General features: G+C 51.3%; 15 protein-coding genes. All 15 read left to right on the top strand.

Going from position 1 to position 14,512, the window contains the following annotated elements; all coding sequences use genetic code 11:
- The first annotated feature begins 5 nt into the window (after positions 1-5).
- The 15 genes from nadB (at position 6) to lysS (ending at position 14,042) form a co-directional block, all read left to right on the top strand.
- Positions 6-1,622 (top strand): L-aspartate oxidase, encoded by a 1,617-nt coding sequence (gene nadB, locus BN3279_RS00370; protein WP_059048725.1) that lies wholly within the window; start codon positions 6-8, stop codon positions 1,620-1,622.
- Positions 1,612-2,478 carry a carboxylating nicotinate-nucleotide diphosphorylase gene (nadC, locus tag BN3279_RS00365; RefSeq protein ID WP_059048724.1) on the top strand — a complete coding sequence of 289 codons (867 nt, stop codon included), beginning with the start codon at positions 1,612-1,614 and terminating at the stop codon, positions 2,476-2,478. The genes nadB and nadC overlap by 11 nt, the downstream gene beginning before the upstream one ends.
- 7 nt (positions 2,479-2,485) lie before the next feature.
- Positions 2,486-3,250 (top strand): type III pantothenate kinase, encoded by a 765-nt coding sequence (locus BN3279_RS00360; protein WP_059048723.1) that lies wholly within the window; start codon positions 2,486-2,488, stop codon positions 3,248-3,250.
- A gap of 42 nt (positions 3,251-3,292) precedes the next feature.
- Complete coding sequence (gene hslO / locus BN3279_RS00355) at positions 3,293-4,192, top strand: Hsp33 family molecular chaperone HslO (protein WP_089153413.1); 900 nt, start codon at positions 3,293-3,295, stop codon at positions 4,190-4,192.
- Between the two features lie 170 nt (positions 4,193-4,362).
- Positions 4,363-5,301 carry a cysteine synthase A gene (gene cysK / locus BN3279_RS00350; protein WP_059048721.1) on the top strand — a complete coding sequence of 313 codons (939 nt, stop codon included), beginning with the start codon at positions 4,363-4,365 and terminating at the stop codon, positions 5,299-5,301.
- Between the two features lie 188 nt (positions 5,302-5,489).
- Positions 5,490-7,049, top strand: coding sequence for an anthranilate synthase component I family protein (locus BN3279_RS00345; protein WP_059048720.1), 1,560 nt, complete (start codon positions 5,490-5,492; stop codon positions 7,047-7,049).
- 18 nt (positions 7,050-7,067) lie between these two features.
- Positions 7,068-7,649, top strand: a complete 582-nt coding sequence (gene pabA / locus BN3279_RS00340; protein ID WP_059048719.1) for an aminodeoxychorismate/anthranilate synthase component II — start codon at positions 7,068-7,070, stop codon at positions 7,647-7,649.
- A complete protein-coding gene (locus BN3279_RS00335) occupies positions 7,646-8,605 on the top strand; it encodes an aminotransferase class IV (protein WP_059048718.1) in 960 nt (319 codons plus the stop codon). The genes pabA and BN3279_RS00335 overlap by 4 nt, the downstream gene beginning before the upstream one ends.
- The gene (folP, locus tag BN3279_RS00330) at positions 8,592-9,431 is read left to right on the top strand and encodes a dihydropteroate synthase (protein WP_059048717.1); all 840 of its coding nucleotides are present in this window, start codon (positions 8,592-8,594) and stop codon (positions 9,429-9,431) included. The genes BN3279_RS00335 and folP overlap by 14 nt, the downstream gene beginning before the upstream one ends.
- Positions 9,432-9,461: 30 nt before the next feature.
- The gene (gene folB, locus BN3279_RS00325; RefSeq protein WP_059048716.1) at positions 9,462-9,824 is read left to right on the top strand and encodes a dihydroneopterin aldolase; all 363 of its coding nucleotides are present in this window, start codon (positions 9,462-9,464) and stop codon (positions 9,822-9,824) included.
- Between the two features lie 9 nt (positions 9,825-9,833).
- Entirely contained in the window at positions 9,834-10,382 is a 549-nt protein-coding gene (folK, locus tag BN3279_RS00320; RefSeq protein ID WP_059048715.1) for a 2-amino-4-hydroxy-6-hydroxymethyldihydropteridine diphosphokinase, read from the top strand.
- Complete coding sequence (locus tag BN3279_RS23265) at positions 10,334-10,537, top strand: helix-turn-helix domain-containing protein (protein ID WP_082672871.1); 204 nt, start codon at positions 10,334-10,336, stop codon at positions 10,535-10,537. The genes folK and BN3279_RS23265 overlap by 49 nt, the downstream gene beginning before the upstream one ends.
- A gap of 54 nt (positions 10,538-10,591) precedes the next feature.
- Positions 10,592-11,593 (top strand): tRNA dihydrouridine synthase DusB, encoded by a 1,002-nt coding sequence (gene dusB, locus BN3279_RS00315; protein ID WP_059048714.1) that lies wholly within the window; start codon positions 10,592-10,594, stop codon positions 11,591-11,593.
- Between the two features lie 365 nt (positions 11,594-11,958).
- Positions 11,959-12,435, top strand: a complete 477-nt coding sequence (gene greA, locus BN3279_RS00310; RefSeq protein WP_059048713.1) for a transcription elongation factor GreA — start codon at positions 11,959-11,961, stop codon at positions 12,433-12,435.
- 104 nt (positions 12,436-12,539) lie between these two features.
- The gene (lysS, locus tag BN3279_RS00305; RefSeq protein ID WP_059048712.1) at positions 12,540-14,042 is read left to right on the top strand and encodes a lysine--tRNA ligase; all 1,503 of its coding nucleotides are present in this window, start codon (positions 12,540-12,542) and stop codon (positions 14,040-14,042) included.
- The last annotated feature ends 470 nt before the right edge of the window (positions 14,043-14,512 follow it).

Below are 14,512 nucleotides of genomic sequence, written 5' to 3'. Positions count from 1 at the left end.
CGATCGTGATTCCACAATATTTAACTGATTTTGAGCTTGGTAAGCTGCCCACAGTTGATACGGATGTTATTGTCATTGGTTCGGGTATTGCCGGCCTGTTCACCGCCATTAAGGCCAGCGAACATCAAAGCGTCATTATGATTACCAAGAAGTCGCTGCTGGACAGCAATACCCGGTATGCGCAAGGCGGTATTGCTGCCGTTATTTCCGAAGATGACTCGCCCACTTATCACCGTCAAGATACTCTGCTGGCGGGAGCGGGCCTTTGTTCCTCTGCTGCGGTCGATATTCTGGCAAATGAAGGGCCTGAGGGTGTCAAAGAATTAATGGCGATGGGCACCTTATTTGATTTGGAGAATGGGGAGCTGGCCTTAACACGTGAGGGAGCACACAGCCACCGCCGGATACTGCATGCTAATGGTGACGCCACAGGCTATGAAATCGTACGAGCCTTATCTGCTCAGGTTGCCTCGCATCCTCATATTGAGGTATGGGATAATCATTACGTGATCGATTTAATCACGGAGGATAACGAATGCCTGGGTGCATTGGTAGAACGACCTGACGGAGGGCAACTGTTCCTGCGTGCCAAGGCGACCGTTCTATGTTCCGGGGGCGCCGGACAGTTGTACCGGTACACAACCAATCCGGAGGTGGCGACCGGGGATGGCGTGGCGATAGCTTATCGTGCAGGTGCGGTAGTACGGGATATGGAATTTATCCAATTTCACCCGACGGCCCTTTGCTATCCGGGAGCACCGAGATTTTTGATCTCCGAGGCTGTACGTGGCGAAGGTGCAGTGCTGCGCAATATTAAAGGTGAGCGGTTTATGAGTAAATACCATGAGCTGCTGGAGCTTGCTCCACGGGATATTGTGGCCCGGGCCATCGTAAGCGAGATGGAGGCTACGGGTGCGAGCATGGCTTATCTGGATATTACACATGAAGATCCTGAGCTAATAAGACGCCGGTTCCCGACGATTTACGAAACTTGTATGAGCTATGGACTGGATATGACCAATGATTGGATTCCGGTGGCTCCGGCCGCGCATTATATGATGGGCGGGGTTCGGACAGGCCATCACGGCGAGACGAGTGTGGACCGTTTGTTTGCCTGCGGAGAAGTCTCGTCCACCGGCGTTCACGGGGCCAACCGCCTGGCAAGTAACTCGTTATCCGAGGCGATAGTGTTTGGTAGACGCATCATTGAGCGGATTCGTGAGCTACAGCCGCTGACTCGAACAGGGGAAGCGATCTCCTATCAGGGAGGACGAGCGGAGACAGCTCCCACTTCCCTGACCGCCAAGCGGCTTGAACTGCAAAAGGTTATGGTTCGCCGCGTCGGATTGCGCCGTACGGGAGAAGAGCTGGCCAAGGCTATCCGTGAACTGGAACGGCAGATCCCGATTTTCAGCCAAGCTCTTCACACTCGGGAGCACTGGGAGTATGCGAACATGCTGACTTGTGCCCTGCTCTTAACTCAGTCGGCACTGGTACGGGAAGAGAGCCGTGGTGGCCACTATCGCGAGGACTTCCCGGAGCGTAGCGACGAGAAGTGGCACAAGCATCTTCTATGGCAACGGGAAAAAGGAATGATGGAGGAAGTTAGCGATGATGTTTAACGGATATAATGAAGAGATAACCCGCTATATTCGGGGCTGGCTGCAGGAGGATGTAGGTTCCGGCGATGTCACAACCGCCGTCACGATTCCTCAAGGCCATGAATCGAAGGCAATCATTCACGCCAAGCAAGGCGGGGTGATTGCTGGGATGCCGGTGGCCCAAATGGTGTTTGAAATTGTGGACCCAAGTCTTCGCTTCACGCCGCTTGTGCAGGACGGTCAGCGGGTGGAGAAGGGCGCCGTGATTGCCGAAGTGGAGGGCAGTACGCATCGGATTTTGACGGGAGAACGGCTGGCCCTGAACTTGCTGCAACGCATGTCGGGTATTGCTACACGTACCCGTACTTTTGTAGAGGCGTTGGGTGGATTGCCAACACGGCTGGTGGATACGCGCAAGACGACTCCGGGACACCGGATGCTGGAGAAATATGCGGTGCGTACCGGGGGCGGAGCGAATCATCGCTTCGGGTTGTATGATGCGGTGATGATCAAGGATAATCATATTAAGGGAGCTGGCGGTATTGCCCAGGCGGTCAGCCGTGCTCGCGCCGCTATTCCGCATACGATGACGATCGAAGTGGAGACGGAGAACCTGGAGCAGGTGGATGAAGCCTTGCAGGCCGGGGCCGACATTATTATGCTGGATAATATGGCACCTGTACTTATGAAGGAAGCGGTTCAGCGAATCAAGCAAGCGGCACCACATGTGATCGTCGAAGCCTCCGGCAACGTATCGCTGGAGACCATTCGTGACATCGCCGAGAGTGGTGTGGATGTCATTTCCGTCGGACGGCTGACGTATTCGTTCGAGAGTCTGGATATCAGTCTGGATCTGAACGCTAAGAAGGAGGGTTAACCAGCCGATGTTCCTTGTAGTCGATGTAGGCAATACCAATATCGTATTAGGGGTGTATCGGGGCAAGGAGCTGCTCCATCATTTCCGTATCAGCACAAATCGCCAGGCGACGGTGGATGAATACGGCGTCCTGATTCACAATTTATTTGATATGGCTCGAATCCGCGAGAGTGAGATGGAGGGAGTCATTATATCCTCTGTAGTTCCTCCATTAATGCATGCCCTGGAGGAGTTATGTGTTAAGTACTTGCGCCGTAAGCCGTTAATTGTCGGACCTGGAATCAAAACGGGGCTGAATTTACGTTACGAGAATCCCCGGGAGGTGGGAGCTGACCGGATTGTTAACGCCGTGGCTGCCATTGAGCAATATGGTGGACCGCTGGTGGTTGTCGATTTTGGGACAGCTACAACCTTCGATTGCATCGATGCCCAGGGCAATTACTTGGGCGGGGCCATCGTACCGGGGATCGGAATCTCGACCGAGGCGCTTTATCAACGGGCTTCCAAGTTGCCGCGCATTGAATTGGAGAAGCCAAAGAAGGTCATTGGCCGCAACACGGTGCATGCGATGCAAGCGGGTATTATTTTCGGCTATGCTGGTCAGGTGGATGGGATCGTGGAACGGATTGCCCGCGAGATGAATACCAAGCCGAAGGTAGTAGCCACGGGTGGCCTTGCTGAGCTGATTGCCAGTGAGACGCGCACAATTGAGGAGGTCAACTCTCAGCTTACGCTGGAGGGGCTTCGTCTCATTTATGAACGAAATCAATAATCAGGAAGTCAGGAAGGAGGTCCTCAAGCGATGGACTCTAACATAAATAAGAAGAAAGATCGGTTGATTCGGGCAATTGCGATGGGCGGGAAAGTTCGTGCTTTTGCCGTGCGGACTACGGAATTGGTGGAAGAATTACGCCGCCGTCATGATACTTACCCTACCACAACCGCAGCTTTTGGCCGAACGTTATCGGCGGGTGCCATGATGGGTGCCATGCTTAAAGGCGATGAGAAGTTGACGGTACAAGTCAAAGGCGATGGACCTGTCGGGCAAATTATCGTGGATGCCAATGCGCGCGGGGAGGTTCGCGGCTATGTTAAGAACCCTCATGTTCAATTGCCGAGCAATAGCCAAGGCAAACTGGATGTGCGCGGAGCCGTGGGTACGGAAGGCTTTATCAATGTTACCAAGGATCTGGGCCTGAAGGAGCCTTACCGGGGCAGCGTTCCTTTGATTTCCGGCGAACTGGGCGAAGATTTCACTTATTATTTTGCCGTATCTGAGCAAACCCCGTCCGCGGTAGGTCTGGGCGTACTGGTGGATGTCGACAACTCCGTCATTGTGGCAGGTGGCTTCATTATTCAGTTGCTGCCAGGCTTGAAGGATGAAGAGATTAGTGAAATCGAGCGTGCCGTAGGCGGGCTTCCTCCGGTGACTTCGTTGCTGGACCAAGGCTTGGAGCTTGAGGAAATGCTGAGCTGGATGCTACCGGACGTACAGGTATTGGAGGAAATGGACATCGTCTTCTCTTGTAGCTGTTCGCGGGAGAGAGTGGAAAGCACGCTAATTAGCTTGGGCAAGCAGGAATTAACGGAATTACGGGAAGAAGGCAAAGAGGCGGAAGTCATATGTGACTTCTGTAATGAGGCTTACGTATTTAGTCCCGAGGAAATTGATAGCTTGATCGAGCAGGTAGGAAAGCCAAAAAGAGAAGCTTAAAATGAGGGCAAAAAAATATGCTTTGCGGGTGAGGAAACCCTTGGCTGCAAAGTATTTTTTTGTGACTTTTCTTGACAACTCCGATAGGGGTTGTTAAGATAATAAACAGAATACCAACTTAATTGATCGGATATAAACAACAGCAACATATATAAGGGAGGATATTTAATATGGCCAAAGTCGTAAACAGTGTAACGGACTTGATCGGCAGCACGCCGTTGGTTCGCTTGAACCGAATCGTTCCAGAGGACAGTGCGGAAATTTACGTCAAATTGGAATATCAAAACCCAGGCTCCAGCGTTAAGGACCGGATTGCTATCAGCATTATTGAAGAGGCCGAGAAGGCGGGTAAGCTGAAGGAAGGCGGCACTATTATTGAAGCTACCAGCGGCAATACGGGAATTGGCTTGGCGATGGTCGCAGCGGCCAAGGGTTACAAGGCCGTTATTGTTATGCCTGAGACGATGAGCTTGGAGCGTCGTAACCTGTTGCGTGCCTATGGGGCAGAACTGGTATTGACACCAGGATCAGAAGGGATGAACGGGGCGGTCAAGAAGGCGGAGGAACTGCTTGCGGCTAATCCCGATTATTTCCTGGCCGATCAGTTCAGAACACAAGCCAACGTGAAGATTCACCGTGAGACGACAGGACCTGAAATCGTAGAGGCCATCGAATCGCTGGATGGACGTTTGGATGCGTTTGTGGCAGGGATCGGTACAGGCGGTACCATTAGTGGTGCCGGTGAAGTGTTGAAGAAACGCTTCCCTGAAGTGAAAATCTATGCTGTAGAGCCTGCAGCTTCGCCTATTTTGGCGGGTGGCAAGCCAGGTCCTCACAAAATTCAAGGACTCGGAGCTAACTTTGTGCCGGAGATTTTGAACCGGGAAATTTACGATGAGATTGTTCATGTTGAGAACGACCAAGCTTTTGAACAAGCTCGTATTGTAGCGAAGGAAGAGGGCATTCTGTCCGGTATTTCCTCCGGTGCTGCCGTATTCGCTGCGCTGAAGATAGCCAAGGAATTGGGTAAGGGCAAGCGTGTGGTAGCCATCATTCCAAGTAATGGCGAACGTTATCTCAGTACGCCGCTTTATAATTTTGAGGCATAAGCTAGTCAGGACTCCCCGGGAGTTACGCCCGGTAAGCCCCGTATCTATCTCCGGATAATCCAGAGATAGATACGGGGTATTTTATTTTTAAATTATTTTCCGTTTTCAAACGGGGATGGCATCTAGTATACTAGCTAGCAATAGAAGCAAGCGATCAGACTTACACATTTGGAGGGTTTAAGCCGCTGATGGAACAGATAACGACATGGGAGCAGTGGAATAGATGGATAGAGGAAGGAACATGGACACTGTTACCGTATGCAGTAAGCATTTCCTTGCCTTCAGCGGAGTTGCCTGTGGATTGGAGCGCGGCCTGGCAGGACGCGGGTCCTTATTCCTTTGTATTGGAGAGTGGCAAGGGGGGGCGCTACACGTTCTTGGGCGTGGACCCGATCTCTGTACTTCGGGGTAAGGGGAACAGAGCAACCATTCATGAACTGTCGTCAGGGAAGCAAGAGGATGTGCAAGGTGAACCCCTGAAGCTGCTGCAAGAGTGGATGAAGCCCTATCAATCGCCCGCGATTCCTGCACTACCTAAATTCAGCGGCGGGGCGGTAGGCTATCTGGGCTATGATGTCGCTCGTTCCCTGGAGCGCTTGCCATCTCAGGCTCAGGATGATCTCGGTCTGGACGATTATGTCTGGATGCGAATGGACGAGCTTTGGGTTATTGACCAACAATTAAGCAAGTTGTATTGCATCGTTTATGCTCGTTCTGTGGATGCTTCACCAACTATAGAGGGCTGGAGGGAAGCATTTACACAAGCAGAGCAGCGTGCTCTCAAGATGCTGGACCGCTGGCAGAGGATCTGCGAGGCGAGTGGTGGTGAAGAGCTGGGGGCCTCTCAGCAATCTAACGATTCCTTCTCGCTAGATTCGCTAATGAGCGATGAAGCTTTGGAACAATATCGTCTGGGGGTGTCCATGTCCCAGCAGGCGTTCGAAGATGCTGTAAGCCGAGTACAGGACTATATCCGTGCTGGCGATGTGTTTCAGGTTAACTTGTCGCTCAGACAAGCCTTCCCGTTGCTTGCGACCCCAGAACAGGTATATGAGCAGCTTCGCCGGATGAATCCGTCCCCTTACATGGGATTGCTCCGCTTCCCTGACTTCCAGTTGGTATCGGCCTCGCCCGAACTACTGGTGAAGGTGGAGCAAGGGGTAATAAGTACCCGGCCGATTGCCGGTACGCGCCGCCGTGGTCATACCCCGGAGGAAGACCAGCGTATGGAGGAAGAACTCAAGAACAATGAGAAGGAACTGGCCGAGCATATTATGCTGGTTGACTTGCTCCGCAATGATATCGGCCGTGTGGCGGCCTATGGCACAGTACGGGCAAGCGAGTTGTATGTTATTGAGCGTTATTCCCATGTCATGCATCTGGTCTCCGAGGTTGAAGGACGTTTGCGGGAGGACCACACCATCTACGATGCCATTGCTGCCGTATTTCCGGGGGGGACTATTACAGGGGCTCCCAAGGTGCGAACGATGGAAATTATCGAGGAATTGGAGCCGGTCACTAGGGGACCCTATACGGGTGCTATGGGATGGATTGACTATAGCGGCAATATGGAATTAAATATTATTATACGTACGCTGGTGGCGAAGGACGGCACCGGATACGTACAAGCAGGGGCCGGCATCGTTATCGATTCCGTGCCTTATCGTGAATTCAGAGAATGCCATAACAAGGCCAGAGCCATTGCTCTGGCGGTTCGACATAGCGAAGGCGTGCCGGACAAAGCCTAGGACAGGAGATGAGACGAGATGATTTTGGTTATCGACAATTATGATTCTTTTACGTATAACCTGGTACAGTATTTAGGCGAGCTAGGCGAGGAAGTGACTGTCCGCCGCAATGATGAGATTGATCTTGCGGGTATTGAGGCTTTGCGGCCAGATCATATTTTGATATCACCGGGTCCATGTACGCCAAGCGAGGCGGGAATTTCCCTGGACCTGATTGAGCGATTCAAGGGAGTTATCCCGATCTTTGGTGTATGCCTGGGTCATCAGGCCATTGGCCAAGCCTTCGGAGGTCGGGTGATTCGCGCCGAACGGCTGATGCATGGCAAGACCTCTCCGATTCTTCATCAGGGAGAATCGGTATTCGCTGGTTTGCCGTCTCCTTTTACGGCGACCCGGTATCATTCCTTGATCGTGGAACGGGAGAGCTTACCTGATTGTTTGGAGATTACCGCAGAAACAGCCGAGGGTGAAATTATGGGATTGCGTCATAAAACCTATGCGGTGGAGGGCGTTCAGTTTCATCCCGAATCCATTATTACGGATCATGGGCATCAGATCCTGCGTAATTTCCTGAGCCGGAAAGCGAAAGAGAGAGCATGAATTATATCGGGGTGGACGGAGTTCCGACCCCAGCAGATCAAGCCGTGATCTCTGTGATGGATCACGGCTTGATGTACGGGATCGGCCTGTTCGAGACGTTCCGCACTTATGGCGGCCGCCCATTCTTGCTGGAGCGGCATATCCAGCGGCTTCAGGCAGGATGTCGCACGCTTGGCATAGAATATGCTGCCGAGCCGGAAGAGATTGCCGAGCAGATCGCCGGGCTGCTGAAGCTGAACGGATTGGCGGAGGGGTATATCCGGTATACCGTAACCGCAGGAGATGGGCCGCTAGGTTTGCCGGCAGGAGATTACGGCAAGCCGCGGATTATTATTTATGTGAAGCCGCTCCCGGAGACGGGGGCGGCGCTGTATACCAAGGGCAAGCCTTTGTGGAGGCTAGCGACCTCGCGGAACACGCCGGAGGGCGACATTCGCCTTAAATCGCTGCATTATATGAACAGCATGCTTGCCAAGCGGGAGTTGGTCCAACTAGAAGCGACCCGGCAGTCAGCGGCTAGTCCTGTTGCGAAATCCTCACACGTTCCGGCGGAGGGTCTGCAATTGACGACCGATGGCTGTCTGGCCGAGGGCGTTGTTAGCAACTTGTTTTTTGTAGAAGGACAGACGCTGCATACGCCGGAAGTCGGAACAGGCATCCTGCCCGGAATTACCCGGGCAATGGTTATGGAATTGGGTGCTCGCCAAGGGCTGGCTGTGGAGGAAGGTCGCTATGCCTGGAGCCGTCTGTTAAGCGCAGATGAAGTGTTTATGACGAACTCAATTCAGGAACTGGTGCCTATTACAGAGTTATGGTGGATGGCAAGTGATGCAGAACTGAAGGTGAATGAATTGTTGTCTCAATCGCGTATCGTAGGCGAAGGTCGGATTGGTGCGATAACAAGCCACTTGTTGGGAGATTATAGAGAGAAAGCGAGGGATCATGATGCAACCTAGGTGGTATAAGCGTAGCTACGAGATGGGAGAAGCGTCTCTTGCGCTGGGAGAGCGCACCTTAATTATGGGGATTCTTAACGTTACTCCAGACTCCTTCTCGGATGGTGGGCGGTACAACCAGGTGGAACACGCAGTGCAGCATGCCCGGGAGATGGTACTGGCCGGCGCGGATATCATTGATATCGGGGGCGAATCAACGCGCCCGGGACATGAGCCCGTGAACGAGCAGGAAGAGTTGGCGCGAGTCATTCCTATCGTGGAGAAGCTTCATCATGAGATGCCGCAGATTCCTTTATCGGTGGATACGTATAAGGCACAGGTAGCTGAGGAAGCACTGCGCGCCGGAGCCCATATCATTAATGATGTGTGGGGGTTCAAGGCGGAGCCGCGCATAGCGCAGGTGGCCGCGGAGTTCGGATGCCCGGTCATTCTTATGCATAATCGGCAGGACCTTGCCTATGGTGATTTGATGAGCGATGTTGCTGCGGACTTACTGGAGAGCGTGGAATTGGCCAGGAAGGCGGGAGTGAGCGACGAACGAATTATTTTGGACCCGGGCATCGGGTTTGCTAAGGACTATGAGGAGAATCTAAAGGTAATGGCTAACCTGGACCAATTGGCCACGCTTGGCTTTCCATTGCTGCTCGGCACATCTCGCAAGCGATTTATTCGCACCGCACTGGATTTGCCGGTAGATGAGGTCGTTATGGGAACGGCGGCGACCGTAGCGCTGGGCATTGCCCAAGGCTGCCAGATTGTACGCGTCCATGACGTGAAGGAAATGAAAGAAACTGCGCGTATGTGTGATGCTATACTTTACGCCTAGTTATGTATTGCTGGAAAAGGGGCTGAATTTATGGATAAAATGATACTGCGTCGTATGGAATATTACGGATACCACGGCGTATTTGAAGAGGAACGGAAGCTGGGCCAGCGGTTCTACGTAGATCTGGAGTTAGAGCTGGATTTACGCGAGGCAGGGGAGAACGATGATTTGTCGCTGACGGTAAATTATGCCGAAGTGCATGAACTGGTCCAAGGAATTGTTCAGAAAAAAAGCTTCAAATTGATCGAAGCGCTAGCTGAGCATATTGCATCTGCTGTTTTGGACACTTATACTAGGGTAGATGCTTTAACGGTTCAGGTGACCAAGCCGCATCCTCCATTTGATATTCACTTTGAGGGTGTGACCGTGAAGCTGCACCGTTCAAGAAAGTGAGAACTCCGTATGAGCACATCTTCTACCTCTGAGTTTTCAGAGGCTTATATTGCTTTGGGCGCCAATTTGGGAGACCGAGAGGCTACCCTGATGAAGGCCATTTCAGCTTTACAGGAGCATCCCGGAATTGAGGTTTTGCGGGGCTCCCATCTTTATGAGACTGATCCAGTAGGTTATCTGGACCAGCCTTGCTTTGTCAATATGGCGGTCGCCCTTCGCACCACCCTTGCCCCCGAGGAACTGTTATCGGTCATGCTTGATGTGGAACAGCGACTTGGCCGGGAGCGCAAGATTCGTTTCGGGCCACGAACGGTGGATCTGGATTTGCTATGGGTTGCCGGACGGGAAATGGATACCGCCTTGTTAACCTTGCCGCATCCTCGTATGATGGAGCGGGCCTTCGTGCTGATTCCTTTATCGGATATCGTTCCGGAAGGAGAGCCTTCCGGGCTGTATGAGAATATACGCCGTGCGCTTGGCACCATTGATGGAAAGGAAGGCGTCCGGTTTTGGAAAACATACAACTGGCACAGCGCATCCGCGCTTTCCGAAAGTTAAAAGGCTTTACCCAGCAGCAGTTGGCTGAGGCGTCCGGTATATCCCTTGCGGTCTTGGGAGCCATAGAGCGGGGAAACCGCCGCCCAGATGATCAAATTTTAAATAAAATTTCGGATTGTTTGGGGATTCCCCTAACGGAGTTGAAGCCGGAATAGCAACGCCTGCACCCCAGGCACAACTTGACTATAAGGTCAGAGGAGGGAACCATCTTGCTGAAGATTGGCGATATTGAAATGAAGAATCAGGTCGTACTTGCTCCTATGGCGGGCGTCTGTAATCCGGCATTCCGCCTGATTGCCAAGGAGTTCGGGACAGGACTGGTCTGCGCCGAGATGGTGAGCGACAAAGCGATTATTCACGGCAACAAGCGTACGCAGGAAATGTTGTTTGTTGATGAGCGTGAGAAGCCGCTAAGCTTGCAAATCTTTGGTGGAGACCGCAAATCGCTGGTGGAGGCGGCCAAGGTCGTCGACCAGGAGACCAACGCGGATATTATTGATATCAATATGGGTTGCCCGGTGCCGAAAGTGACAAAATGCGATGCAGGTGCACGCTGGCTGTTGGAACCGAGTAAAATTTACGAAATGGTATCGGCTGTCGTGGATGCGGTTAGTAAGCCGGTCACCGTCAAGATGCGGATTGGCTGGGATGCTGAGCATATCTACGTCGTCGACAACGCCAAGGCTGTAGAGCAGGCTGGCGGCAAGGCGGTCAGCGTGCATGGCCGTACACGCGAGCAGCTCTACACGGGCAAGGCAGACTGGAGCTACATTCGGCAAGCCAAGGAAGCCGTATCCATTCCGGTCATCGGAAATGGCGATGTGTCTACTCCCGAAGATGCCAAGCGTATGCTGGAAGAGACAGGCTGCGATGGTGTGATGATTGGGCGCGGTGCTCTGGGGAACCCGTGGATGCTGTACCGCACTGTAGAGTATTTGAAGACAGGGGAACTACTCCCTGAGCCATCTGCGGATGAAAAAATGCGTATTGCCATCCTTCATATGGATCGATTGGCTGCCTTGAAGGGCGAACATGTCGCCGTTCGGGAGATGCGCAAGCATCTTGCCTGGTACTTGAAAGGTCTGAAGGGCGCTGCGCGCATTAAGGACTTAATCATGGAAGAGACCCGGCGTGATGAGATGGTGCGAATCCTTGAGACGTTTGTTGACGACCTGGTGTTGGAGACGGCCCGTGACGAGGTATCGGCTTGACATGAACCGGGCAGAGGGCTCTTTTTTTCCAAGAGTCCTCCCTTTTCATAAAACGTTTACATATGCAGTTTTCGGTGTCATTGACATTTGAGACCCGTTCACCTATAATTTCACAATATAAATTCGCCTCAGTGGTGGGCTTTCCTATTTGGGATGGTCTGACCGTTACAACATAGCGCATATGATATATACAATGAATCACCATGCAAGAAGGCCATTGCTGCCGGAGGCGAGCGCTTCCAAGCACCTAAGCGGTAGTGGAAGACAAAAGAACATTCCTGAGGGAGAGTTCATTTTCCAGGAAGGTTTTCGGGTGCCGCACGCACCGTGCGAAAATTTTTTCCATGACAGGAGAATCGGTTGAGATGAGTGACAAAGAAGTTATCCTTACCCAGGACGGTCTGAAGAGACTGGAAGAAGAATTGGAAAATCTGAAATCTGTGAAGCGCCGCGAGGTTGCGGAACGGATCAAAGTAGCTATCGGCTACGGGGATATCAGTGAAAACTCGGAATACGAGGATGCCAAGAATGAGCAGGCCTTCATTGAAGGACGTATCATCACACTTGAGAAAATGCTGCGTAATGCTCGTATTATCAACAATGATGAGATCGCCACAGATACGGTTAGCATCGGTTCTATTGTGACGGTGGAGGATTTGGAGTTCGGCGATACTATGGAATATGCCATTGTCGGAACTGCGGAATCCGATCCGATGCAAAACAAGATTTCCAATGAAAGCCCGGTGGGTAAAGCGATTCTTGGTAAGAAAAAAGGCGCTGTAGTGGATGTAACAGTTCCTGCTGGCGTGATTCAATATAAAATCGTAGACATTAAGAAGTAAGCCGGAATTAGCGCCTGAAAGAAGCTTCCACCGCGGAAGCTTCTTTCACTGTTTCTTTTGTTTGTGGGACCCAATAAAGCAGTAATAAGGAGTGGAGCAAGGCTATGAGCGAGGAAATGAACAACAACGAAGAAGTCGTGGAGATTAGTGAACTGCTGCAATTTCGCCGCGCCAAATTGGACGAGCTACGTGGACTGGGCATCGATCCTTTTGGCAAAAAGTATGAGCGTACCGATATGGCGGGAGAGATTCTTGCCAAGTATGACAGTCTGACCAAAGAGGAATTGGAAGAGAAGGCTGTGAAGGTATCCATTGCAGGACGCCTTATGGCGAAACGCACTATGGGTAAAGCCAGCTTCGCGCATGTACAGGACTTGTCGGGTAAAATTCAAATCTATGTTCGCAAAGACAGTATCCCTGAAGTGAAATATGAAGCGTTTGGTATTTTGGATTTAGGGGATATCGTTGGAGTGACGGGGGAAGTATTCAAGACCAAGACCGGAGAAACGACCATCAAGGTGCTGGATCTGGAAGTGTTGTCGAAATCTCTCTATCCGTTGCCGGACAAGTATCATGGCCTGAAAGATGTAGAACTGCGTTACCGTCAGCGTTACGTGGATTTAATTGTAAATCCAGAAGTACAGCAGACTTTCATCAAACGCTCCCGCATTATTCAGTCGATGCGTCGTTATCTGGACTCGCTCGGTTATCTGGAGGTTGAGACGCCTACCCTTCATAACATCGCTGGAGGAGCGGCAGCCCGTCCGTTCATTACGCACCACAATGCACTGGACATGCAGTTGTACATGCGGATTGCGATCGAACTTCATTTGAAGCGCCTGATTGTCGGTGGGTTGGAGAAGGTTTATGAGATCGGACGCGTATACCGTAACGAGGGGATTTCCACTCGCCATAATCCGGAATTTACGATGATTGAACTTTATGAGGCCTATGCGGATTATAAGGATATCATGGCTTTGACGGAAAATATGATTGCTCATATTGCTCAAGAAGTGTTGGGTACACAAGTCGTTAATTACCAAGGTCATGAGGTTAACCTGAAGCCGCAGTGGCGTCGGGTCTCGATGGTGGATGCGGTGAAGGAAGTAACCGGTGTTGATTTCGCTGTCCAAATGAGTAAAGAAGAAGCGCATCGTTTGGCGAAAGAGCATAAGGTTCCAGTAGATCCGCACATGACCTTTGGCCATATCTTGAATGCTTTCTTCGAGCAATTTGTAGAAGAGACGTTGATTCAGCCTACATTTGTATATGGGCATCCGGTGGAAATCTCACCGCTGGCTAAGAAAAACGAAGTTGACCCGCGCTTTACGGACCGGTTCGAGCTGTTTATTGTGGCCCGCGAGCATGCTAATGCTTTTACCGAACTGAACGATCCTATCGATCAACGTCAGCGCTTTGAAGCGCAATTGCTGGAACGAGAGCTCGGTAATGATGAAGCCCATGAGATGGACGAGGACTTTGTCCGGTCCCTGGAATATGGTATGCCGCCAACCGGAGGGTTGGGTATCGGGGTAGACCGTTTGGTGATGCTTCTGACAGATGCAGCTTCCATCCGCGACGTTTTACTATTCCCGCATATGCGCTAAATAGGACAACCTCTTATTATAGAAAGTTAAGGGATAACCATCGTCCTAAAACGGATGAATATAACTTAAGGCAGTGTGAGGCGTTGTCCTTGCACTGCCTTTTATGTTTGATGAGTCTATGAATGGATTTCTACATCCTAAGCCTAATTTATATTGCTTACTCAAAAGCTAAATAAATAGGTTGCGCCCATTGATAAAAGATGGTATATTATAAATCCGGTCGTTAACCGGACAGCATTATAGCAGTCAGCTAAGAATTGCGATGAAAAATAATGCTTGCCAAATAACGTCGGACATGATATATTATAAAAGTTGCCGCTGAAACGCGGTGATGAAGAAAAAGCAAGTTGATCTTTGAAAACTGAACAACGAGTGAGTAAGAAATAAAGAGAACGAAAGTTCTCGTCAGCAAGTTTACATGAGCAAGTCAAACACTTTATTGGAGAGTTTGATCCTGGCTCAGGACGAAC

Source organism: Paenibacillus senegalimassiliensis (assembly GCF_001486585.1).
In the GTDB taxonomy this organism is placed as follows: Bacteria; Bacillota; Bacilli; order Paenibacillales; family Paenibacillaceae; genus Fontibacillus; species Fontibacillus senegalimassiliensis.
Note: the sequence above shows the minus strand (reverse complement) of the source record. Positions and strands in the feature narration are given on the sequence as shown.

Coding starts and splice junctions, on each gene's coding strand:
- folK (WP_059048715.1), top strand. CDS start 9,834: ATGAGCACATCTTCTACCTCTGAGTTTTCAGAGGCTTATATTGCTTTG.
- pabA (WP_059048719.1), top strand. CDS start 7,068: ATGATTTTGGTTATCGACAATTATGATTCTTTTACGTATAACCTGGTA.
- lysS (WP_059048712.1), top strand. CDS start 12,540: ATGAGCGAGGAAATGAACAACAACGAAGAAGTCGTGGAGATTAGTGAA.
- cysK (WP_059048721.1), top strand. CDS start 4,363: ATGGCCAAAGTCGTAAACAGTGTAACGGACTTGATCGGCAGCACGCCG.
- BN3279_RS00335 (WP_059048718.1), top strand. CDS start 7,646: ATGAATTATATCGGGGTGGACGGAGTTCCGACCCCAGCAGATCAAGCC.
- BN3279_RS00345 (WP_059048720.1), top strand. CDS start 5,490: ATGGAACAGATAACGACATGGGAGCAGTGGAATAGATGGATAGAGGAA.
- folP (WP_059048717.1), top strand. CDS start 8,592: ATGATGCAACCTAGGTGGTATAAGCGTAGCTACGAGATGGGAGAAGCG.
- greA (WP_059048713.1), top strand. CDS start 11,959: ATGAGTGACAAAGAAGTTATCCTTACCCAGGACGGTCTGAAGAGACTG.
- folB (WP_059048716.1), top strand. CDS start 9,462: ATGGATAAAATGATACTGCGTCGTATGGAATATTACGGATACCACGGC.
- BN3279_RS00360 (WP_059048723.1), top strand. CDS start 2,486: ATGTTCCTTGTAGTCGATGTAGGCAATACCAATATCGTATTAGGGGTG.
- nadC (WP_059048724.1), top strand. CDS start 1,612: ATGATGTTTAACGGATATAATGAAGAGATAACCCGCTATATTCGGGGC.